Origin of the sequence: Francisella salimarina, assembly GCF_007923265.1 — a bacterium.
Taxonomy (GTDB): domain Bacteria; phylum Pseudomonadota; class Gammaproteobacteria; order Francisellales; family Francisellaceae; genus Francisella; species Francisella salimarina.
Genome location: NZ_VOJA01000005.1, coordinates 54194 through 73845, shown reverse-complemented (window position 1 = coordinate 73845; position 19652 = coordinate 54194). Strand labels below are relative to the sequence as shown.

The window sequence follows — 19652 nt, the reverse complement described above, 5'->3', positions numbered from 1 at the left end:
TTATAGCAGATTTTTGATCCCCTGTTCGTAACTATCCAGGGTTAACAAAACTAAAGGAATATAAATGACAAATTTCAACCTTTTAATACTATTCACTTTTGTAGACTTCTTTGTCTTGTTTCTAGCTTATAAGCTTTTTGGCAAAAAAGGATTACATGTATTTATAGTTATTAGTGTTATTGCCGCAAATATCCAAGTTAACAAAGGCGTTGCTTACGATATTGCTGGTTTTCATATTGTTGCAACACTCGGTAATGTAATGTTTGGTGGCATATTTACAGCAAATGACTTGCTTAACGAGAAATATGGTCGGCAAGAAGCACGCAAAGCTGTCCTAAAATCGATCTTTTTTGGTCTAACATTCGTGCTTTTGATGTTTATCTCAACGCTATTCACAAGCTTAAATGATGATTTCTATAATGATATAAATAACTCTTTAAATTTATTTTTCTCAATAAATGGTGGCGCTTTAAAAGCTGTAATTATCGGAAATCTAGTTTATCTTGTATCTCAACTATTTGATGTACTTATATACTCTAAGATAAAAAACTTTAGTTCTGATATAAAATGGTTATGGCTAAGAAACACTGGTTCAACTTTGATATCACAGATTCTTGATACTACGCTTATAACTTATGGATTTGCATTTACTGGGATTATCCCAATGGAATATGTTTTTGAAGTTATAGTTTCAACATTAGTTATTAAATATATAATTGCGCTTATAAATGCTCCTCTTTTCTATATTTTAGCATTTACAAAGCCTAGAGAATCATAACTATAAGTATAATAATCATAATCACTAAATAAGCCCTATTCTGTATTTTTTGAGAGACTCTACCTGATAAATTAACTCCCATTGATACCCCCATGAATGATCCAACTATCAAACTAATCGCTACCGGTAGATATACAAATCCTAAGCAATAATCAGGTAGATTCGATAACCCATAACCAGCTACAATATATGAGATAGCTCCAAAAAGTGCTAAAAAAGGTACTATTGATGATGCAATTGCAGCTGCTGTTGTGAGTCTATAGTTGCGACCTCTTAAAAAAGGAACAATAATTATACTCCCTCCAATACCCAATACAACTGAAACAAAACCTGTGAAAATTCCATAAATATATAGCAATATTGGCAAAGGTTTATCTACATTAGTATAATATTCATCAGCTGTTGATTTCGCACTATTCAGCATTTTTAAGACTAACTTAATAACTGTATATATCAAAAATATTATAAACAAAGATTCTAATAGACTGCTAGAAAGATAACTTGCCATAGTAGCTCCTAAAACTGTACCAATTATTAACCCCATCTTTAGCTTTAAGGCAATACTCCAGATTATATTGTTAGCTTTATAGTGAGCATATGTTGTTTTTATAGAGGTGAAAAACATAACAAATAACGATGTTGCAACAGCAATATGCATAGAATTAGATACAAATAATGATTCATGAATAGAGATAAATGTTACAATTGCTGGAACAATAATTAAGCCTCCTCCAAAGCCAAACATACCTGCTAACACACCCACCAAAACACCAATTAATACAAAGCTTAAAACTATAACAAACATATTCAATACCCAACCTATTAAACAAGATCTATATCAAGAGACTATTTAGATAAAAATAAGACTGACAGAGTTACTTTTTAGTAATTTTTTCAAGCAACAAAGTATCTCCGTCAATATTTTCTGTAACCAAACCAACACCTTTGCAATAAATCTCATAATCTATTGCATGATGACAATTCTTACTATTATCTTCTTTATTCTTGTAACAGTTATTAACGTTATTATCCATACGTATACAATCTTTATATGTATTACTATTTATTACTATCTCTGGAATTACTTTAGTAAATACCGAAGTCCCTTGACTATCAGACATCTCATCAGAATAATTTATAATTTCAGTCTTATTAAGAATAATTTCTTTAGGAAAAAGTTCTTGTGGTTTACTATCAATATTTTCTATTGTGCCATCAGGTTTACCACTTTTAATAGATGAGAAATAAACTACCCCATCTTTAATCTCATATACTGACTCATTAGCTAAATAAGGTTTATCACTACCCATTTTAGTTACCGTATCATAAACACATTTTGTCTTAGATTCATTACAGCTTTTAACAGTCAGATCAAATGCTGCGGTAAGTTTAGCAGGCTTATCTAAATGATTGTAAACATAAGTATAAGTAGATCCAACATCTGTTGTAATATAATCACTGCCTTTCAATGCTTCTTCATTTGCATAGGCTGTTGATAAAGCCAAAAAACAAAAAGCTAATACAGCTAACTCTCTTTTCATTGTTAACTTTCCTTTTTGCCATTTTTAATTATTGAATGTAAAGATTGAACAACATCTTTTTGACCCAAAACATATTCTCCCTTGTAATTAAACATGCTGTATTTACGATATACCTCTCCAATACCTTCACAGTAAATAATCTTAGACTTGTATATTGTATCTTTGTCAGGATGATCTTTAAAATCAACAACATTATTTAATTCGAGTTGCACACAATTTTTGTAGAGATTATCATTAATACTAATTTCAGGAATCAATTTAGTATATTTTGATGTTTCTTTAATAGTATAGTTATCATAAGTTTCTATGCTAGTTTCAGCTTTGTTTAACTCTATTTTTTGAGGAAATAAAGGAGTATCTTGAAGTTCAGAACCTCCAAGCTTCACTGTCCGAATAGCGCCATCATTATCTTTAATTTTCATGGTATTCGTTTGAAAAACTGCACCATTCTTAATGACATAGGTATACTCACCATATCCATTAACCTTACCTTCTTTATCGTAGTTTCTTAACTGATAAGTACACTCTATTTTGTTTTCATTACAATTTTCAACAACTGTTTCAAATTTTTGATCAGGAGTGTTTGGCGATATATAAGTATAGATGGTTCCCGTATCTGTTGATATTAAATCAGAGCCCTTTAAAGATGTTTGATTTTGATCTGCTGCTAATGCTAGTAGAGGTAAAAAACTTAGAGTAAATATAATTTTCTTATTCATTTATCTTCCTTTGTTTGTTAATTTTAGCCCCCACCACTAAACAAACTACAGAAGAATAAAGTCTAAATCAAGCCTAGCTTTAATAAACCATAATATACACCATCATTATAGTTTGCTTTAGTTATTAGACTTGCTTTTTCTTTTAATTGAGGGGAAGCATTATCCATAGCAACAGCCACATCAACTCGATCAAACATTTCTAGATCATTATTACCATCACCAAATGCGTATGTCTCATATCCTTCAAGATCTAGATATTCTACAACCTTATTTATACCATCTGCTTTGGTATGTCCTGCTAAATAGCAGTCAACATAACCATTTTCATTATGCGGAGCTATCACACACTCGTCTCCAAGCGTATGTTCTAAGGCTACAGTATCAACATTTCTACCCAAAACTAAAGCATTGTAAATTGTTACGTTATATAAGTTATGTGTTGTGATAATCTTATCTTTACTTACTATCACATTATCATAAAAGTAACTAAGATCTTCTGATTCAAGGTTGTTCACATACGCAAATTCACCTTCAAAAAGCCAATCATGATTATGTTTTTCACAAAACTCTAAAACATTATCAATCGCACTTTGTGGGAATAGCTTCTCATAAACAAGTTTATCACCAACACTAACTACAGAACCATTAGCTGTAACATAACCATCCATAGGCAAATCAAGGACTGCTGAAGGAATGAAACTCGGCGATCTACCCGTAGCTATAAAAGTCTTATAACCTTGCTTTCTTAATTTTTTGATTGCTTGGATATTTTTATCTGAGACAAAAAGCTCTCCTTTATGTTCGTATACTAGAGTGCCATCAATATCAAAAAAAAATGCTTTCTTCATTCTCTAACTAACTTAATTTTCATTAATATTGATAATAATAAATTACTAAAAGCTAAAAGGATATAGCTATTGCAAAGAAAAGATTATAATTATCTTAAAGGTGTTAAAAGTGACTATTCACCATCAACTATATTTCTTGAATCGTGACCTATGCTTCTTGTCACATCTCTTGCTGCATGTCCTATTGAGTCACCCATATCTTTAAAGTTACTTTTAATTGATGCATTACTGCTAGCACTTGAAGTATCTTGCTCGTTTGAGCATGAACCTAATAAAACAATTGATATTACACACACTATTGTCTTTAAGTACTTCATTTGAAACACTCCTTATTTTTTAAAAAATAAGCATCGCATCACCATAACTAAAAAATCTATATTTTTCAGCTATAGCATGCTCATATGCTTTCATAATCTTTTCTTTATCCGCAAATGCACTGACTAGCATAATTAGAGTAGACTTAGGCAAGTGAAAATTAGTAATCATTGCATCAACCACATTAAACTTTTTACCTGGATATAAGAAAATATCAGTCTCACCCTGATAAGGCTGAATTTCTCCACTTTGACCTGCTGTTTCAAGTGAGCGTACAGAAGTTGTACCAATAGCTATTACTCTACCACCATTAGCTTTAGTTTGGCGAATTTTCTCACAAACATCTTCAGATACAGATATAACTTCTGAATGCATCTTATGGTTATTGACATCATCAACTTGAACAGGTTTAAAAGTTCCTGACCCAACATGTAAAGTGATATAGGCTATATCAGTACCTTTAGCTTTTATTTGTCGGATTAGCTCTTCTGAAAAGTGCAAACCAGCTGTTGGAGCAGCAACAGAGCCTAAATCTTTTGCATAAACTGTCTGATATCGTTCAGCATCAAACTCTTCATCATCTCGCTTCATATACGGAGGTAAAGGAATATGCCCAAACTCTTCCATCAATTGATAGATATCTTTATTACCCTGCAGTTCAAGTAGATACATTCCGCCATCTTTTTCTAATACTTTTGCTAAAGTGTCTTGGACATATATTTCACTACCAATAGTTGGTGAGCGATTTGCTTTAATATGTGTTTCAAAAATTTTGGGTGTTTTAACTCTTTCTATAAGATATTCAAGCTTTGCGCCTGTAGTTTTTTCACCATATAGTCTAGCTAGCATTACTTTACTATTATTAAAGATAAGCAGATCTTCAGGATTAATAAAATCAATAAAATCAGTAAATTTATGATCTAAGATCTCGCCAGTTTGCTTATTCAACTTTAGCAACCTACTAGCATCTCTGTTTTCTAAAGGATAGCTAGCAATTAACTCTTCTGGTAACTTATAATCAAAATCGTCCGTTCTCATTTAATAAATTTATTTTTAAAAAAATCTTTTGAGCAGAATATTATCATATCTTAGATAATAGATATAACAATTTAGGCCATTATCATCCTAATATGCTATTATCCATATATAACAATTTAAATATACATATTTATGTTATTTTCAGACTTAAACTTAAGCCAAAACATCATAGAAATATTAGAAAATAAAAATATCAAAATACCTACAAACTCACAGATTTTAAGCTTTGAAAAAATCTCAAATGGAGAAAATATCTGGCTAAAATCACCAACTGGTAGCGGTAAAACGCTTGCTTATATTTTGCCAATTATGAATAAATTATTAATAGATAAAAAACCTCTTACACAAGTTGTTTTTTTTACACCTACTCATGAGTTAGCCATTCAAATTAGTAATTTCATAAATGAGACATTCTCAAGTATAGGCATTAAATCACTAGCACTAATTGGCAAAGCATCGATAGACAGACAAAAAGAAAAATTAAAGAAAAAACCAAATATTGTAGTTGGCTCTGTTGGGAGGATTCTAGAACTTATCGATCAAAAAAAACTAAAGGCTGCTCATCTACAATACTGTATCATTGATGAAGCGGATCGTATGCTTGAAGATGACAGCTTAAAGCTTTTAAAACAAATCATCTCTAAAACCACAAATCTACAATATATATTAGGCTCTGCTACTATCAAAAACCACGCCTTTGATATTGCGATTAGTTTTATCGAAAATTTAGAGCTTATTGATAACTCCAAAGAAAAAGAAACTATAGAACATAGCTATATCACAGCTGATGGTAATCGTAAAACCGATACATTACGAAAGTTACTAAACAAAATATCTCCTTCCAAATCTATAGTATTTCTACATAGAAACAATGATGTTGATTTCGTCACAAAAAAAATAGATAAACTAGAATGTGGGGTTGGCTCTATTCATGGTGAACAAAATAAAATTGATAGAGCTAATACCCTCAAAAAATTCAAGAATGGACAAATCAAAGTTTTAGTTGCATCTGATGTTGCAGCTAGAGGACTTGATATTAATGATGTTGATTTTGTAATAAATTATGATATCCCATCCAAAGCAGAAGATTACCAACATCGAGCAGGTAGAACAGGTCGTATGGGTAAGTCAGGCAATAGCATTCTAATTATTAAAGAAACTGAATTTTCTTATGTTGAAAAACTACAAAAGAAGTTAGGAATTGATATTAAGAAGTTTTAATATTTGTAAATTCGCCTATTTAAAAATCTAATTTATAGCCAAAATCATCTGTTTTTATATTTACAACAATATAAAGTTACTGTTAGAAATGATAACTAAGGGATAAATTTATAAAGATTTACTCTTAACTAATATTTTCTAAACATCTGAATATGTTAATATAATTTTCCAAAACTAATTTAATACCCAAAAAGCTAACTATGAAAAAATTTCTATCCATTACAATTATTATATTTGTAACATTATCAGCCTCTTTTGCTAGTAACTGGCCTAGTGGATATATACCCAAAAATCAAATCATAAATATAGATAGTATTATCGGAGCTCCTCCAAGTACAGATTCATTAGCATTTTCTAGTGATAAAGCGATATCAGAAGCAGTATTTAGCCAAAATAAAAATACTACTGATTATAAAATAGCAACTCATGACGCATCTAATGACCAAGATGTTCATATCGCTGATTTTAGCAAAGCTTTTGGCCAAGAAATTACTAAAGACAAAACTCCCGCAATATACACTTTATTAAATAGATCAACGACTGATGTATCGAATATAAAGCAATCAGCTAAAGAAAAATACAAGAGAATAAGACCCTTCGTGTTTTTTGATAGAAAACCTTGCGATCCTGATGAGGATCCTAATAGCTACTCATACCCTTCTGGACACTCATCTAGAGCTTGGAATTACGCTATGATTCTAGCAGAGCTAAAACCTCAAACAGCTAAGCAACTTTTTGAGTTAGCTAATAGAAAATCCCAAAGTCGAGTTATTTGCGGAGTACATTGGAAAAGTGATGTCCAAGCTGCTAGAACTGTAGCTTTGGCAAACTTTGCAATTTTGAATGGAAACCAAGAATTTCTAAAAGATTTAGAAAAAGCTAGACAAGAAATTAATCAATAAGTCTACAACGCCTGTTTTACTACCAAACTTTTGACGATACTATACTTATCAACAAACTCAAATCCAGCTCTACGAGCTTTTTTAATATAGTCACTCTCACTACCAAACACCTCTTTAAAAGCTTTCATAAGAGCTATCATCTTAGTATTATCAAGCTTTCTTTCGCGTTGGTATTTATCTAACGTTGAGATATGGCCAATTAATCTACCTTTAGCAAAAGCTTCACTTACAACTTTACTCAAAGCTATAACATCTTTAAAACCAATATTTACACCCTGACCAGCTAAAGGATGAATAGTATGTGCTGCATCACCAACTAGTACAACATTACTTTTAATATAGCTCTTAGCGTGACGTTGAATTAGTTCAAAGCTAAATCTTTTTGATAAAAGTTTTACACTCCCAAGAGTATTATTAATTGCTTTTGCTAACTCTAATTCAAACTTCTCATCAGCTAAACTCATTAAGAAATCAGCATAATCAGTTTTTACAGACCAAACTATCGAAGCTTTATTAGGATTTTCTAACGGTAAAAATGCTAAAACTCCCTTATCATAAAACCTTTGATATGCAGTTTGATTATGTTGTTTTTCAAGCTCAAGAGTTGCCACTATCGCAGTATGTTTATATGGTTTAACTTTAGTTTCAAAATTAAAATAATCTCTAACAAAAGAGTTAGCTCCATCTGCGCCGACGATCAAGCTAGTTTCGATAATTTCATCAGCTAAAACAACTAATTCCGTGTTACCATTTTTTTGAATTTTTTCTATTTTCTGATTCGTAAAAATTTCAATACCCGTATTACTAATTTCAGTAATGAGCGCTTGTGTTATAACATCATTTTCTACAATATTACCCAAACTATGCTCAGATATCTCTTCTGCTGAAATAGTAATGCTTTCACTAGGAATATCATCCCAAACATGCATTTGATAATACGGTGATATACGATTGATTTTAATGGCATTCCAAACACCCAAATCTTGTAGCAATCTCTTAGAGGTATGATTAACCGCACTTACTCTTGTTTCTACTCTATCTGAATTGAGATGCTTATAATTCATTTCTCTTGCTTCTATTACAGCGACTTGTAGACCATTTTGATGCAAAGATAAAGCTAAACTAAGCCCAACCATACCACCACCAACAATCACCACATCTTTTTGGAGATTTTTAATGTTCATCTTCAACCACCTTTCTCATTAGTGTTGAACCTCTTGTCAGCTTACCCATCATCACTCGAGATAGAACTTTTTTGGCCAATTTGCTTCTTTGTAACAAGTGTAATCCAACATTTCTACTTGCCACAAACTTAAGATCATTTGATACAAACCATTTCACAAATCCATGTGTAATATTAATTGTTCTATCATGATCGGGCTTTCTAACTTTGGCAAACTCTTCTAAAACTGCTGCTATAGAGCTTTGTGAAAAATCACTTTCAACAAGTAAATCATATAAAAAGCCGATATCTCGAATACTTAAATTCATGCCTTGACCAGATACAGGATGTAAAAAATGCAAAGCATTACCAAAAAATAGTACATTATCTTTATATACTTCATTTGATTGAACAAGATATAAAGGAAAAACAGCAGGCTTAGTAGCAACTTCAATCTGACCTAATCTATAACCAAATCTATCTTGAACCAGTTCCTCAAACTCTTTTTTACCTAAGCTTAACTTTGCTTTTGAGTCTTCTCGATCAACAGTCCAAACACAGCCCATTGTAGTTTTTGACTTAGGAAGTATTGCAAGTACACCATCAGTCATAAACCTCTCAAACGCTGTATTATCATTATCAAGATCTGTTTGGATATCAAAAACGACTGCATCTTGTTTATAATCAGTAGTTTGAGCTCCTACATTTAGCATTTTACGTATACTTGAGCTTGCACCATCACAAGCGATTATTAATGAAGCCTGTATTATTTTATCTTGTTGTTCTTGCTCAACAACTAGCGAATAATCATCAGCGTTCTTTTGCAAACTAACCACATTAGTCTTAAAAGCTTTTTCGATGTTTTCATTTTCAGCAACATTCTGCAGTGCAACTGCTAATAGTTCACGCATTGGAGCAATAGCGCCAAGAAATGGCAGATTCTCATCCTTAGCAAAAATCTCAGCTCTACCATATCGTCCTTTATCAGAAACATGAACCTTTTTTATGGATTGAGTTTTACTAGCAACTTTATCCCACAAACCAAGAGTATTCAAGAATGCAATCGATGAATAAGACACAGCTATACTACGGTTATCATTTTTGACTTCTAGTTCATCTTTTTCAACATGAATAATTGTACAACCTGTCTTTGCAAAGGCTAAGGATGTAAGTAAACCAACAACTCCGCCACCAACAATTGCTATATCGTATTTAATATTCATAGAATAACCTAAACTTTCTCGCTATCAATCAATAACACTGCAACCTTTGTATACTCTAACAACTCTATAAAATCTTGTTCACACTCATCATTATCCTCAAGAGCTTCATAATCCATATATGATATTTGCATTAAATCATTAATTGCTTCTTTTACTTCTTTATCTTTTGAATTTTCGAAATCTAGTCCAAATAATCCAACACCTGATAAAAAACCCTTTATCCAATATGTAAGAGCTTCTGCTTTATAAGTTAGCTCTTCTTCATCTTCTGGTAGGAAAAGGTCAAAGGTTAAACCTTTCTCATCAAATTGCGACTTTGTATAATCATATAGTTTTTTCATGGTCTGTAGTGCCGATGTAGCTACTAAGTCTCCTTCTTGTATAGACTTTGTCATCAAAGAATCCGACCAAGCAGTAAATTTAACTTCAGCACCAAAACTAAATAATGCACACAGTAAGCCATGTGCTTCTGAGGCAGAAGTCAAGGCTTGCATTACTTTTAGAGCTTCTACAACATCTTCAAAATTAGGTTTCTCATTTTTCATAGATTAGAATTTATTTTATATATTACTAACTGATATTTTACTTCATATAGATAATTAGTTATAGGTCTTTTTTAATAGTATTAGTCTAAAAAAATATTCATTTCTTAAACAAAAAAACAGATAGCTTAAATCAAACAAAGTCAAGCAATATATCTATAAACTTTTTACCATAAATCATTCAAACGCCGCATTTAGTCGTTTATAATAATCACGTATTCAAAAGTTTAGTTGTCTGGGTTATTGGTGATTTAGCTACAATCTTGAGCCGATACTACTTAGAATAGGGAGTCTTGGTATCCCAACTAGAGAGCAAGCTTTGGTGCCTAGCACTTACAAAGAAGCCCAACGTTGAGATTATGACACCCACTTGATACCAAATGGGATCAAGAATATTGGGCTAAAACGGTACTCCGGACAACTAATTATTTATAGTCTTAGTCATGAATAAAGATAATATACGCCAAAAGCTCTTAAACATTAGAAATAGTTTAGGTAACAAGGATAAGTTATCCTCTAAAATAAACCTTAGAGTTATAGACTATATTCAAAACAACTTTTCAGATCCAAAAATAGCTAGTTTTGTTTCACTCAAAAATGAAGTCAACACATCACTGATCAATGACAGCTTTAAAAATATTTATTTACCTATAGTTCATCCTTTCATAAAGCATGGAATGTGGTTTGCTAAGGATTCAAAAAAATATTATTTAAATAAATATAAAATAAAAGAACCTAAATATTCAGCAAAGGATATTATCTCAGCTTGGGAGCTTGATATTGTTATAGTGCCAATTGTTGGTTTTAATCGTGACAAATTCAGAATGGGAATGGGAGGAGGCTTTTACGACTATACTCTAAGCTTCAAAAAGAACTCTAATTCCCCTTTAACTATAGGCATAGCCTTTGATGAACAGCAAAATAATGATATTATCATAGACATATATGATATTAAGCTTGATTTAATTATTACACCGACAAGGATATTATGAGACATGGATAGTACAGCTGTAGCAACTCAAATTAAAAGTGAAATACTATCCAAAATTGATTCTCAAGCATTAATTGAAGTAATAGATGAGACGCAGAAGCATACCAAACATAAAGGGTTTGTTGAAGGCAAATACCATTATGTCGTTAATATCTCTTCTAAAAAGTTGAGCGACACCTCAAAAATCAAAGCTCATAAGGAAGTATTTAAATCTGTAGAAAAGCTCATGTCATATATCCATGCGTTATCAATAAAAATCAAGCCGGAGTAAAGTAATGTTTGATTTTATTATACACTTTAATGAATACATAAATTATTTTATAGATATGCTAGGCGTGTGGTTTTATATACTACTGTTTTTTATAGTTTTTTGTGAAACTGGCATAGTCCTAGGTATTTTTTTTCCTGGTGACTCGCTTTTATTCACAATAGGCTTAACTGCCGCTGCAACAAGCATCAACATTCATTTAGCAGTTCTGTCAATCTGCTTAGGAGCTATTATAGGAGACTCGTGCAACTATATTACGGGTAAATTTATAGGAGAGAAGCTATTTAGCACACATGCTAGAATTCTCAAAAAGGCATACTTGATCAAAACCAAAGAGTTTTTGGACAAATATGGTACAAAAGCAATAATTTTTTCACGCTTCATAGCTTTTGTTAGAACAATTACTCCTTTTGTTGCTGGAGTCAGCAATATGAACTATGCAAAATTTGTCACATTAGGTATCATATCGGCAGTTATATGGTCTTTCTCAATTACCTATACAGTATACTTTTTTAGTGATAACCATTTTGTTAAACAATATCTAAGCTTGATTATTGTTATAGTCATAACAGCCGTTATGATTCAAATGATTCTCAAAGGCATTATAAATAAAATAAAAGCAAAAAGAGCTTAACCTTTAAGTATTATTTTTTTATAATCTAACGACAAAACATTCAAAATGAATAATTTATGGATACCATTTCAGCGTTGTTTCATATTATCCTGCATCTAGATCAATTTATTAGCACATATATTAATATACTTGGTGACTGGACTTACTTGTTACTTTTCTTAGTCATCTTTTGCGAAACAGGACTTGTTGTAACCCCTTTTTTACCAGGTGACTCATTACTCTTTGCACTAGGACTTACAGGTGCTGCGACTAGTCTAAATGTACACATATTAGCTCCGATACTTGTAACTGCTGCCGTTTTTGGTGACTCCTGCAATTACTTCCTTGGAAGAATGGTTGGTAAACGGATATTTAAAGATGATGCAAAAATCCTCAAAACAGCTCACTTACTTAAAGCACAAGAGTTCTTTAATAAGTACGGTGCTGCAGCAATTATATTAGCAAGATTCACGCCACTTGTAAGAACATTCATGCCTTTTACAGCTGGTATGGCACGCATGAAATATCCTAAATTTGTATTAATGGGAATTATAGGTGCTTTTATATGGGTTTATTCTATTATTTACCTAGCATTTTTCTTTAGCAACAATGCTTTTGTCAAAAAATATTTCGGTTTATTTGTCATTTTAATTATTGTTGTATCTTTAATACCACCTACAGTATCTTTCATCAAAGCTTTTAAGAACAAGCTATCTAACAAAACATAATTACAAAGACTATTTTTTGCCCAAATTCAAATAATCTATCAAAAGTTTGCGGCTTTTTAATTGCTTACCAGCTAAAGCATAATCAATATGGGCACGAGTAACTTTAGAAATGGCTTTTAAATCTTCAGCTGTCCATGAACTGACTGATTGACTGATTTTCAAGAGGCTTTTACCCACAATACTATTTGGTATAGCCGATAGAGTTCTTTTAAATCCAGTGGCATATATCGAATAATTAAGACTTTCATCAATAAGCACACCATCGACATCACAATCAACATAAACTCCCTGTCCAAGACTATCTAGTAACTCAAGCTCAAACATTCTCAGCAAATATTTATAATTAATTTCATTTATATTTTTTAGAATAAAAACATATTTTTCAAATAAAAACTCCTCTTCATGAGAATAGTTTAATAACAAATATATCAACTCATTCATGTACTGCAGTGACAATAAATTAATATATGAACTTTGATAAAATGACTCAACAAACTCTACGTTGTAAATTTTAGATAATCCATCTGACTTTTTCGCAAGACTAATTTGTCCTCTTAACTTGACCAAGGGTTGATATAAATTTATTGTTTTTTTATTAACTCTTATTAATCCAGAAATTTTGCCAAATTCTCGAGTAAATATACTCACTAGTAGAGAATTCTCTTTATACTTACGTTGATGTAATATATAAAAATCATATAGTTGTTGCATTGATTTTCTCGATAAGCTCGATTAGTTGAGAAGCATTTCTGTATTTAAAATCAGGCAAGTTAAATTTATCTACAAGCTGTTGGATCGTTATTTGTTTAATATCATATTTACTCTTTAGCTTTTGCTGTAGCCATTTTGTCATTGCAACTATATAAGCATCTCCATAAACCCTAAATGATATCTTTTTATCACAAATATACATCTGTATTGTCGAAAAACTATCCTTTACTTCATACCTAATTTGCTCAGGTAGAATAATAGCATCATCAAAGTTAACATCTAATAGAAATTTTTTTACTATATCATTATACATTCTCTTCTCCTTCTGGAGATATAGCTCTTAAAAGTTGTACTTTTTCAACCACTTTATTAGCTGCAAAGATGACCTGCTCTTTTGATGTTTGCAAACCGAATGAGATTCTTATTGTAGATTCCGCTTGATCTGCACTCAGGCCGATAGCAGCTAAAACATGGGATGGCTCAACAGCCTGAGAATTGCATGCAGACCCCATAGACATACAAATACCATCAAGCATTGCTAATAAAGTTTCACCTTTTACTCCAATAAAAGTAATACTTAGTATACCTGAATAGCTATTATCAAGTTTTGTATTTATCTTTATATCATCAGTTTCTTTAATAATGCCAAAAAAAATATCTCGTAAATCCTTTATGTACTGAAGATTATTCTGTCTATTAGCAAATATCTCTTTAGCAGCTTCAGCTAAAGCAAATATTTGATAGTTCGCCAGTGTTCCAGCCCTTAGATTAAACTCTTGCGCACCACCATGAATCTGTTTTTCTAGTTTAACTCTTGGTTTTTTAGACCTTACATATAAAAATCCCACACCTTTTGGGGCATAAAGTTTATGACCAGATACTGATAGTAAATCAATATTCATATCATTTATATTAATATCAACCTTACCATACCCCTGAGCAGCATCAACATGGAATATCACACCGTTTTGCTTAGTTACCTGACCAATTCCATAAAGATCATTTAGAGTTCCTAGCTCATTATTCACGGCCATTAAGCTTACAAGTATAGTCTCTGGTTTAATAGCATTTTTAAGTTGCTCTAAATTAATCTGTCCAAATTCATCAACATCCAAATATGTGACCCTGAAGCCTTGAGTTTCTAAAGACTTACATACATCAAGTACAGCCTTGTGCTCAACCTTTGAAGTAATTATATGATTACCTTTATTTTGGTATGCATAAGCAACTCCTTTTATTGCAAGGTTATTCGACTCAGTAGCCCCTGATGTGAAAACAATCTCTCTAGGCAAGACGGACAAAGTTGTTGCAATTGATGATCGAGCCTCTTCAATTTTATCACTAACAAACTCAGCTTGTTCATATGTGGATGACCCCGAGTTAAAAAAGTCAACATCATTATTAATTGAGCTTAGCATTAAATTTTTAACGTTTGCACTGAGAGGCGTTGTCGCTGCATAATCTAAGTAAATAAGACTCATTAAACCCAATAATTCTTTTAATTAATATCTAATATTGCTATTATATCAAATAATTGCGTACATAGTACTTTAACAAAATCGCAAGCTAAATTGGCGCTTGACTAAAGATGGTAAATTTGGTCGGTTTCATATTTAAAGAAATAGCCTGTTAGCACGATTTATTAAAATGGCCGAAATAGGTCTAAACAAAACGAACTAACTCGTTAAACAGTTAGTTATGAACATTATATTACTGAAGGAATTAATAAAAAAATGAAGAAAATACTAATAAATAGTAAAAGTAGTGAAGAAACAAGAATTGCTACTCTAGATAACGGAAAACTTATTGATCTAGATATCGAAAACGTAGATAGAGAACAAAAGAAAGCTAACATTTACAAAGGTTACATATCTAGAATTGAACCTAGCTTAAATGCTATATTTGTTAACTATGGTGAAGATAAAAATGGTTTTTTACCATTTAAAGAAGTTTCTGAGTATTATCTAAAAGATGTGCCAAATGGTGAAAATATAGCACCTCTTCTCTCTGAAGGACAAGAATTAATCGTACAGATTGACAAAGAAGAGCGTGGTGACAAAGGTGCTGCACTAACTACATTTATCACACTAGCTGGTTCATACATGGTTTTACTGCCAAACAACCCAGATGGTGGCGGAATTTCTCGTCGTGTTGAAGGTGAAGATAGAGAGAAATTAAAAAAATATCTAAAGGACTTAAATATCCCTAAAAGTATGAGCGTAATCGCAAGAACTGCTTGCGTAGAATGCTCATTTGAGGAGTTAAAGCATGACTTCGACAATCTAGTTGAATTATGGAACTCAATATTCAAGGCTTATCACAAAATCAAAAAGCCTGCCCTACTTCACAAAGAGAGCGACATAATTGTAAGAACAGTTAGAGATCATCTAAAAGAAGATGTTAAAGAAATTATTGTAGACTCTAAGGAATGTTTTGCAGATGTTAAAAGGCAGCTTGGTCTACTTAGACAAAGCTTCGATACAAACAAGGTTAAACTATACAACGAAGAGCTACCGATATTTGCTCAATTTGGTATCGATCAACAGATAGAAAATGCATACAAGAGAGAGATTAGATTACCTTCTGGTGGATCTATTGTTATTGATACTACAGAAGCTTTAGTTGCAATTGATGTTAACTCATCTCGAGCTAACAAAGCAGAGGATGTAGAAACTACTGCTTTCAAAACAAACTTAGAAGCTGCTGAAGAAGTTGCTCGTCAACTTAGAATTAGAGACCTCGGAGGACTTGTTATAGTTGACTTTATCGACATGTCATTCTATCCAAATAGAAAGCAAGTTGAAGAAAAGTTAATGGAAGCTCTACAGCAAGATAAAGCACGTATCCAAATGTCTCGTATATCTAAACTTGGACTTGTTGAGATCTCTAGACAACGTTTGAGTTCATCAATCAACGAGAGTGTAATGCAAAAGTGTCCTCGTTGTGACGGCCATGGCTTTATTAAAACTACTCAAGCTACAGCACTTACTATCTTACGTAAAATCAGAGCGGAAGCTATCAAAGAAGATACTAATGAAATACGTGTCCAAGTACCTGTGGATATAGCTGCATATATCCTAAATGAGAAAAGAGATAGTATTGTTGAGATTGAAAGAATCTCTGAAGTTAAAATAATGCTAATCCCTAACTTCAACATCGAATCTCCAAAATTTCAAATGCAAAGAATCTGGGGAGCAAGCTACAAGTCTAATCGTACAAGCTCTGATTTGATAGAAGATGTATACAATGTTGAAATTCCTAAAGCAGGTAAAAAGAAAGTAGCCGCTGTAGAGCTAAGTAAGACAACATCAAACAGTGAAAATCAAGCTCCCAAGGAAGATAAAAAAGCCCAAGACAATATAGCTAATAAAAATACTCAGAACACTAAAAAAGAGGCTATCAAAGAAGAGCCAAAGAAAAAAAGTTTTTTGAGTAAATTGCTAGGTAAACTTGGTGGTAATGCTGAAGATACGACTATTGAGAAGACTAAGCCTCAGGATAAACAACACAAAAATAAAGGTCAAAAGCCTCAACACCCGAAATCTCAAGATAATAGACAAGAAAGAGATAACAGGCAACGTAATGACCGTAAAAACGATAACAAAAACGATCGTAGTGATAATAAAAATAATAACAAAGGTCAAAAGCATCAACATCAGAAGTCTCAAGATAATAGACAAGAAAGAGATAACGGCCAACGCAATGACCGTAAAAATAATGACAACAAAAATGATCGCAATAAAAATGATCGTAACAAAAATAGATCAAATGATAAATTTGATAAAAAGTCAAATAACCGTAGCAATAACAGAAGCAATAACTTGAATCTTAACAATGCAGAAGAAGTTGTCGATATTACTCAGCTCAAATATCAAAATCAAACAGCTGAAAAAACTGATAACATCAAAAAAGTAATATCTAAAAACCCTGAAGAGTTCGTCTCTGTTATGGTTAAAGATGTTTTAGAAAATTATGATAGCCTAAAAGATGATGGAGCTACTAAGGTTGCTACTCAGGAAAGAGCTAAAACAAATAAATATCTAAAATTTGATACTGTTTCTGTAGATAAAGAAATAAGTACTTTAAAAGCTGCGCAACAAGCTAGTAGTGTAGAAACTGATAATAAAAAAATTATAGAGACTGACAATGTTCAAGAAGAGCAAGTAAAAGAAACAATTGAAGTAGTAGATAAAGTTGTCGTCAAAGAGGAGCAGCCAAAAAGAATAAAAAAAATAGATAAAAGTAATGAAACTTCTGAACAAAATGATCTTAAAAAAGAAAAGCCTAAAGCTGCTAAAAATAATAAAAAAGAGAAAGCGGTAGAAAAAGCTAATAAACAGGATCAAATTAAGCCAGAATATATAAATTACTCTCCAGCTATTGATTTTGAGTCTCAGACAATAATCTAAACTAAAAGGCTATTAAATCTAATGTTACACTACCCTCAAATTGACCCAGTTGCTTTACACTTGGGTCCAATTAAAGTTCATTGGTATGGTTTAATGTATTTGTTCGGTATTTTTGCTGGATGGTATTTGATGAGGTATCGCGCAAAAGTTAAAACTTGGGCACCTATCAAACCAGAGCAAGCAGGAGATTTAACATTTTATATTGCCTTAGGTGTTATATTGGGAGGTAGGATTGGATATATAATCTTTTACAACCTTCCTTATTACTTCCATAATCCAGCTCAAATGTTTTTCTTATGGGATGGTGGCATGTCATTCCATGGGGGATTTATAGGTGTATTAATAGCATTTGCACTATATGCACGCAAACTTGGAGTAAACTTCTTTGACCTTGGTGAATTTGTAGCTCCAGTTGTGCCTATAGGTTTAGGTGCTGGCAGAATTGGTAACTTTATCAATGGTGAACTGTGGGGCAAAGTTACGGACTCACCAATAGGTATGGTATTTCCCACTGGAGGTCCTTTACCTAGATACCCTTCCCAGCTCTTTGAATTCTTCTTAGAAGGTGTTGTACTATTTACAGTATTATGGATAGTTAGTATCAAAAAAAGACCCCGCTACTTAATATTGGGGTTATTTATGTTCTTATATGGTAGCGCTAGGTTTATTTGTGAATTCTTTAGGCAACCAGATCCTCAATATGGCTATATATTCTTTAACTGGATGACTATGGGACAAATATTATCTATTCCAATGATAGTATTAGGAGCTGCAATTCTTATTATGGTATTTATTAAAACAAGGAAGAGTAAATGCGAGAGTATCTAAATTTTCTCAAGTATATTAAAGAAAATGGTACTATAAAAGGTGATAGAACTGGTACTGGGACTAAAAGTGTTTTTGGCTATCAGATGCGCTTTGACTTACAAAAAGGTTTCCCCTTAGTTACTACAAAAAAAATTCATATCCCAAGTGTGGTTCATGAACTATTATGGTTTTTAAGTGGTAGCACAAATGTAAAATATCTAAACGATAATAAAGTTAGAATATGGAATGAATGGGCAACTGAAGATGGAGAGTTGGGTCCGATATATGGTAAGCAATGGCGTGATTTTAATGATCAAGGTATAGATCAAATTACTGAAGTAATTGAAATGCTAAAAACCAATCCAAATTCACGCAGAATCCTAGTCTCAGCATGGAACCCTTGTGTTGTACCTTCAGAAAAAATTTCTCCTCAAGAGAATGTTACAAAAGGTAATTCTGCCCTACCACCTTGTCATGCAATGTTCCAATTTTATGTTGCTGATAACAAGCTATCCTGTATGCTCACACAGAGAAGTGCAGATGCGTTTTTAGGAGTTCCATTTAACATAGCAAGCTACTCATTACTAACGCATATGGTTGCTCAGCAATGCGACCTTGATGTTGGTGAATTTATTTGGTCTGGTGGCGATTGCCATATTTATAACAACCATATTGAGCAAGTAAATGAGCAGCTTAGTAGAGAGCCTTTAGGCTTACCAACACTCAAAATCTTAAGAAAGCCAAGCTCTATATTTGATTACAAATATGAGGACTTTGAATTTCAGAATTATAAATATCACCCAGCTATAAAAGCAAAAATTTCTGTATAAGGATAT

General features: G+C 32.2%; 22 protein-coding genes and 1 other RNA gene. 11 read left to right on the top strand and 12 right to left on the bottom strand.

Features of this window, described 5'->3' with window-relative positions:
* The first annotated feature begins 64 nt into the window (after positions 1–64).
* Positions 65–778 (top strand): queuosine precursor transporter, encoded by a 714-nt coding sequence (locus FQ699_RS08515; protein ID WP_146421956.1) that lies wholly within the window; start codon positions 65–67, stop codon positions 776–778.
* Here FQ699_RS08515 and FQ699_RS08510 read toward each other — a convergent pair.
* From FQ699_RS08510 to queA, 6 genes are all read right to left on the bottom strand, one after another.
* A complete protein-coding gene (locus FQ699_RS08510; RefSeq protein ID WP_146421955.1) occupies positions 765–1583 on the bottom strand; it encodes a sulfite exporter TauE/SafE family protein in 819 nt (272 codons plus the stop codon). The two genes, FQ699_RS08515 and FQ699_RS08510, sit on opposite strands and share 14 nt — an antisense overlap.
* A 70-nt stretch (positions 1584–1653) precedes the next feature.
* Positions 1654–2319, bottom strand: a complete 666-nt coding sequence (locus FQ699_RS08505) for a hypothetical protein (RefSeq protein ID WP_146421954.1) — start codon at positions 2317–2319, stop codon at positions 1654–1656.
* Positions 2320–2321: 2 nt separating this feature from the next.
* Positions 2322–3038 (bottom strand): hypothetical protein, encoded by a 717-nt coding sequence (locus tag FQ699_RS08500; RefSeq protein ID WP_146421953.1) that lies wholly within the window; start codon positions 3036–3038, stop codon positions 2322–2324.
* Positions 3039–3100: 62 nt separating this feature from the next.
* Positions 3101–3886 (bottom strand): Cof-type HAD-IIB family hydrolase, encoded by a 786-nt coding sequence (locus FQ699_RS08495; protein WP_013922854.1) that lies wholly within the window; start codon positions 3884–3886, stop codon positions 3101–3103.
* 113 nt (positions 3887–3999) lie between these two features.
* Positions 4000–4203, bottom strand: coding sequence for a hypothetical protein (locus FQ699_RS08490; protein WP_013922853.1), 204 nt, complete (start codon positions 4201–4203; stop codon positions 4000–4002).
* A gap of 19 nt (positions 4204–4222) precedes the next feature.
* Entirely contained in the window at positions 4223–5239 is a 1017-nt protein-coding gene (gene queA, locus FQ699_RS08485; protein ID WP_146421952.1) for a tRNA preQ1(34) S-adenosylmethionine ribosyltransferase-isomerase QueA, read from the bottom strand.
* 132 nt (positions 5240–5371) lie between these two features.
* On the opposite strand from queA, the gene FQ699_RS08480 reads away from it, so the two are divergent.
* The gene (locus FQ699_RS08480; RefSeq protein WP_146421951.1) at positions 5372–6460 is read left to right on the top strand and encodes a DEAD/DEAH box helicase; all 1089 of its coding nucleotides are present in this window, start codon (positions 5372–5374) and stop codon (positions 6458–6460) included.
* 200 nt (positions 6461–6660) lie between these two features.
* The gene (locus FQ699_RS08475) at positions 6661–7362 is read left to right on the top strand and encodes an acid phosphatase (RefSeq protein ID WP_146421950.1); all 702 of its coding nucleotides are present in this window, start codon (positions 6661–6663) and stop codon (positions 7360–7362) included.
* Between the two features lie 2 nt (positions 7363–7364).
* Here FQ699_RS08475 and FQ699_RS08470 read toward each other — a convergent pair whose 3' ends face one another.
* From FQ699_RS08470 to FQ699_RS08460, 3 genes are read right to left on the bottom strand one after another with little or no spacing between them, the layout of a single operon-like run.
* Positions 7365–8546, bottom strand: a complete 1182-nt coding sequence (locus FQ699_RS08470; protein WP_146421949.1) for an FAD-dependent oxidoreductase — start codon at positions 8544–8546, stop codon at positions 7365–7367.
* Positions 8536–9747 (bottom strand): FAD-dependent monooxygenase, encoded by a 1212-nt coding sequence (locus FQ699_RS08465; protein WP_146421948.1) that lies wholly within the window; start codon positions 9745–9747, stop codon positions 8536–8538. Before FQ699_RS08465 ends, FQ699_RS08470 begins: the two co-directional genes overlap by 11 nt.
* Before the next feature lie 8 nt (positions 9748–9755).
* Entirely contained in the window at positions 9756–10292 is a 537-nt protein-coding gene (locus FQ699_RS08460; protein WP_013922847.1) for a UPF0149 family protein, read from the bottom strand.
* Between the two features lie 226 nt (positions 10293–10518).
* Between FQ699_RS08460 and ssrS the strand changes: the two genes are divergently transcribed.
* The 5 genes from ssrS to FQ699_RS08435 all read left to right on the top strand — a co-directional run bounded on the left by ssrS (position 10519) and on the right by FQ699_RS08435 (position 12889).
* Positions 10519–10713, top strand: a non-coding RNA gene (ssrS, locus tag FQ699_RS08455) — 6S RNA.
* Positions 10714–10732: 19 nt separating this feature from the next.
* Entirely contained in the window at positions 10733–11281 is a 549-nt protein-coding gene (locus FQ699_RS08450; protein WP_013922846.1) for a 5-formyltetrahydrofolate cyclo-ligase, read from the top strand.
* Between the two features lie 3 nt (positions 11282–11284).
* Positions 11285–11551, top strand: coding sequence for a BolA/IbaG family iron-sulfur metabolism protein (locus tag FQ699_RS08445; protein WP_146421947.1), 267 nt, complete (start codon positions 11285–11287; stop codon positions 11549–11551).
* Between the two features lie 4 nt (positions 11552–11555).
* Positions 11556–12182, top strand: a complete 627-nt coding sequence (locus FQ699_RS08440; RefSeq protein ID WP_146421946.1) for a VTT domain-containing protein — start codon at positions 11556–11558, stop codon at positions 12180–12182.
* A 56-nt stretch (positions 12183–12238) separates the two neighbouring features.
* Positions 12239–12889, top strand: coding sequence for a VTT domain-containing protein (locus tag FQ699_RS08435; protein WP_041263707.1), 651 nt, complete (start codon positions 12239–12241; stop codon positions 12887–12889).
* Between the two features lie 9 nt (positions 12890–12898).
* On the opposite strand, the gene recO is transcribed toward FQ699_RS08435, so the two are convergent.
* Genes recO through FQ699_RS08420 form a run of 3 tightly spaced genes read right to left on the bottom strand, consistent with a single transcriptional unit; the run spans position 12899 to position 15081 of the window.
* A complete protein-coding gene (gene recO, locus FQ699_RS08430) occupies positions 12899–13600 on the bottom strand; it encodes a DNA repair protein RecO (RefSeq protein ID WP_146421945.1) in 702 nt (233 codons plus the stop codon).
* A complete protein-coding gene (locus tag FQ699_RS08425; protein ID WP_013922841.1) occupies positions 13584–13913 on the bottom strand; it encodes a hypothetical protein in 330 nt (109 codons plus the stop codon). The genes recO and FQ699_RS08425 overlap by 17 nt, the downstream gene beginning before the upstream one ends.
* Positions 13906–15081: a cysteine desulfurase family protein gene (locus FQ699_RS08420; RefSeq protein ID WP_146421944.1), complete on the bottom strand. Its 1176-nt coding sequence runs from the start codon at positions 15079–15081 to the stop codon at positions 13906–13908. Before FQ699_RS08420 ends, FQ699_RS08425 begins: the two co-directional genes overlap by 8 nt.
* 252 nt (positions 15082–15333) lie before the next feature.
* On the opposite strand from FQ699_RS08420, the gene FQ699_RS08415 reads away from it, so the two are divergent.
* Genes FQ699_RS08415 through FQ699_RS08405 form a run of 3 tightly spaced genes read left to right on the top strand, consistent with a single transcriptional unit; the run spans position 15334 to position 19646 of the window.
* Entirely contained in the window at positions 15334–18009 is a 2676-nt protein-coding gene (locus FQ699_RS08415) for an Rne/Rng family ribonuclease (RefSeq protein ID WP_146421943.1), read from the top strand.
* A gap of 21 nt (positions 18010–18030) precedes the next feature.
* Complete coding sequence (gene lgt, locus FQ699_RS08410) at positions 18031–18837, top strand: prolipoprotein diacylglyceryl transferase (RefSeq protein ID WP_146421942.1); 807 nt, start codon at positions 18031–18033, stop codon at positions 18835–18837.
* Positions 18822–19646, top strand: coding sequence for a thymidylate synthase (locus tag FQ699_RS08405; RefSeq protein ID WP_146421941.1), 825 nt, complete (start codon positions 18822–18824; stop codon positions 19644–19646). The genes lgt and FQ699_RS08405 overlap by 16 nt, the downstream gene beginning before the upstream one ends.
* Positions 19647–19652: the final 6 nt, after the last annotated feature.

Excerpts from the sequence above, each read along its gene's own strand:
- FQ699_RS08515 (WP_146421956.1), top strand. The coding sequence starts at position 65 with ATGACAAATTTCAACCTTTTAATACTATTCACTTTTGTAGACTTCTTT.
- FQ699_RS08510 (WP_146421955.1), bottom strand. The coding sequence starts at position 1,583 with ATGTTTGTTATAGTTTTAAGCTTTGTATTAATTGGTGTTTTGGTGGGT.
- FQ699_RS08505 (WP_146421954.1), bottom strand. The coding sequence starts at position 2,319 with ATGAAAAGAGAGTTAGCTGTATTAGCTTTTTGTTTTTTGGCTTTATCA.
- FQ699_RS08500 (WP_146421953.1), bottom strand. The coding sequence starts at position 3,038 with ATGAATAAGAAAATTATATTTACTCTAAGTTTTTTACCTCTACTAGCA.
- FQ699_RS08495 (WP_013922854.1), bottom strand. The coding sequence starts at position 3,886 with ATGAAGAAAGCATTTTTTTTTGATATTGATGGCACTCTAGTATACGAA.
- FQ699_RS08490 (WP_013922853.1), bottom strand. The coding sequence starts at position 4,203 with ATGAAGTACTTAAAGACAATAGTGTGTGTAATATCAATTGTTTTATTA.
- queA (WP_146421952.1), bottom strand. The coding sequence starts at position 5,239 with ATGAGAACGGACGATTTTGATTATAAGTTACCAGAAGAGTTAATTGCT.
- FQ699_RS08480 (WP_146421951.1), top strand. The coding sequence starts at position 5,372 with ATGTTATTTTCAGACTTAAACTTAAGCCAAAACATCATAGAAATATTA.
- FQ699_RS08475 (WP_146421950.1), top strand. The coding sequence starts at position 6,661 with ATGAAAAAATTTCTATCCATTACAATTATTATATTTGTAACATTATCA.
- FQ699_RS08470 (WP_146421949.1), bottom strand. The coding sequence starts at position 8,546 with ATGAACATTAAAAATCTCCAAAAAGATGTGGTGATTGTTGGTGGTGGT.
- FQ699_RS08465 (WP_146421948.1), bottom strand. The coding sequence starts at position 9,747 with ATGAATATTAAATACGATATAGCAATTGTTGGTGGCGGAGTTGTTGGT.
- FQ699_RS08460 (WP_013922847.1), bottom strand. The coding sequence starts at position 10,292 with ATGAAAAATGAGAAACCTAATTTTGAAGATGTTGTAGAAGCTCTAAAA.
- FQ699_RS08450 (WP_013922846.1), top strand. The coding sequence starts at position 10,733 with ATGAATAAAGATAATATACGCCAAAAGCTCTTAAACATTAGAAATAGT.
- FQ699_RS08445 (WP_146421947.1), top strand. The coding sequence starts at position 11,285 with ATGGATAGTACAGCTGTAGCAACTCAAATTAAAAGTGAAATACTATCC.
- FQ699_RS08440 (WP_146421946.1), top strand. The coding sequence starts at position 11,556 with ATGTTTGATTTTATTATACACTTTAATGAATACATAAATTATTTTATA.
- FQ699_RS08435 (WP_041263707.1), top strand. The coding sequence starts at position 12,239 with ATGGATACCATTTCAGCGTTGTTTCATATTATCCTGCATCTAGATCAA.
- recO (WP_146421945.1), bottom strand. The coding sequence starts at position 13,600 with ATGCAACAACTATATGATTTTTATATATTACATCAACGTAAGTATAAA.
- FQ699_RS08425 (WP_013922841.1), bottom strand. The coding sequence starts at position 13,913 with ATGTATAATGATATAGTAAAAAAATTTCTATTAGATGTTAACTTTGAT.
- FQ699_RS08420 (WP_146421944.1), bottom strand. The coding sequence starts at position 15,081 with ATGAGTCTTATTTACTTAGATTATGCAGCGACAACGCCTCTCAGTGCA.
- FQ699_RS08415 (WP_146421943.1), top strand. The coding sequence starts at position 15,334 with ATGAAGAAAATACTAATAAATAGTAAAAGTAGTGAAGAAACAAGAATT.
- lgt (WP_146421942.1), top strand. The coding sequence starts at position 18,031 with ATGTTACACTACCCTCAAATTGACCCAGTTGCTTTACACTTGGGTCCA.
- FQ699_RS08405 (WP_146421941.1), top strand. The coding sequence starts at position 18,822 with ATGCGAGAGTATCTAAATTTTCTCAAGTATATTAAAGAAAATGGTACT.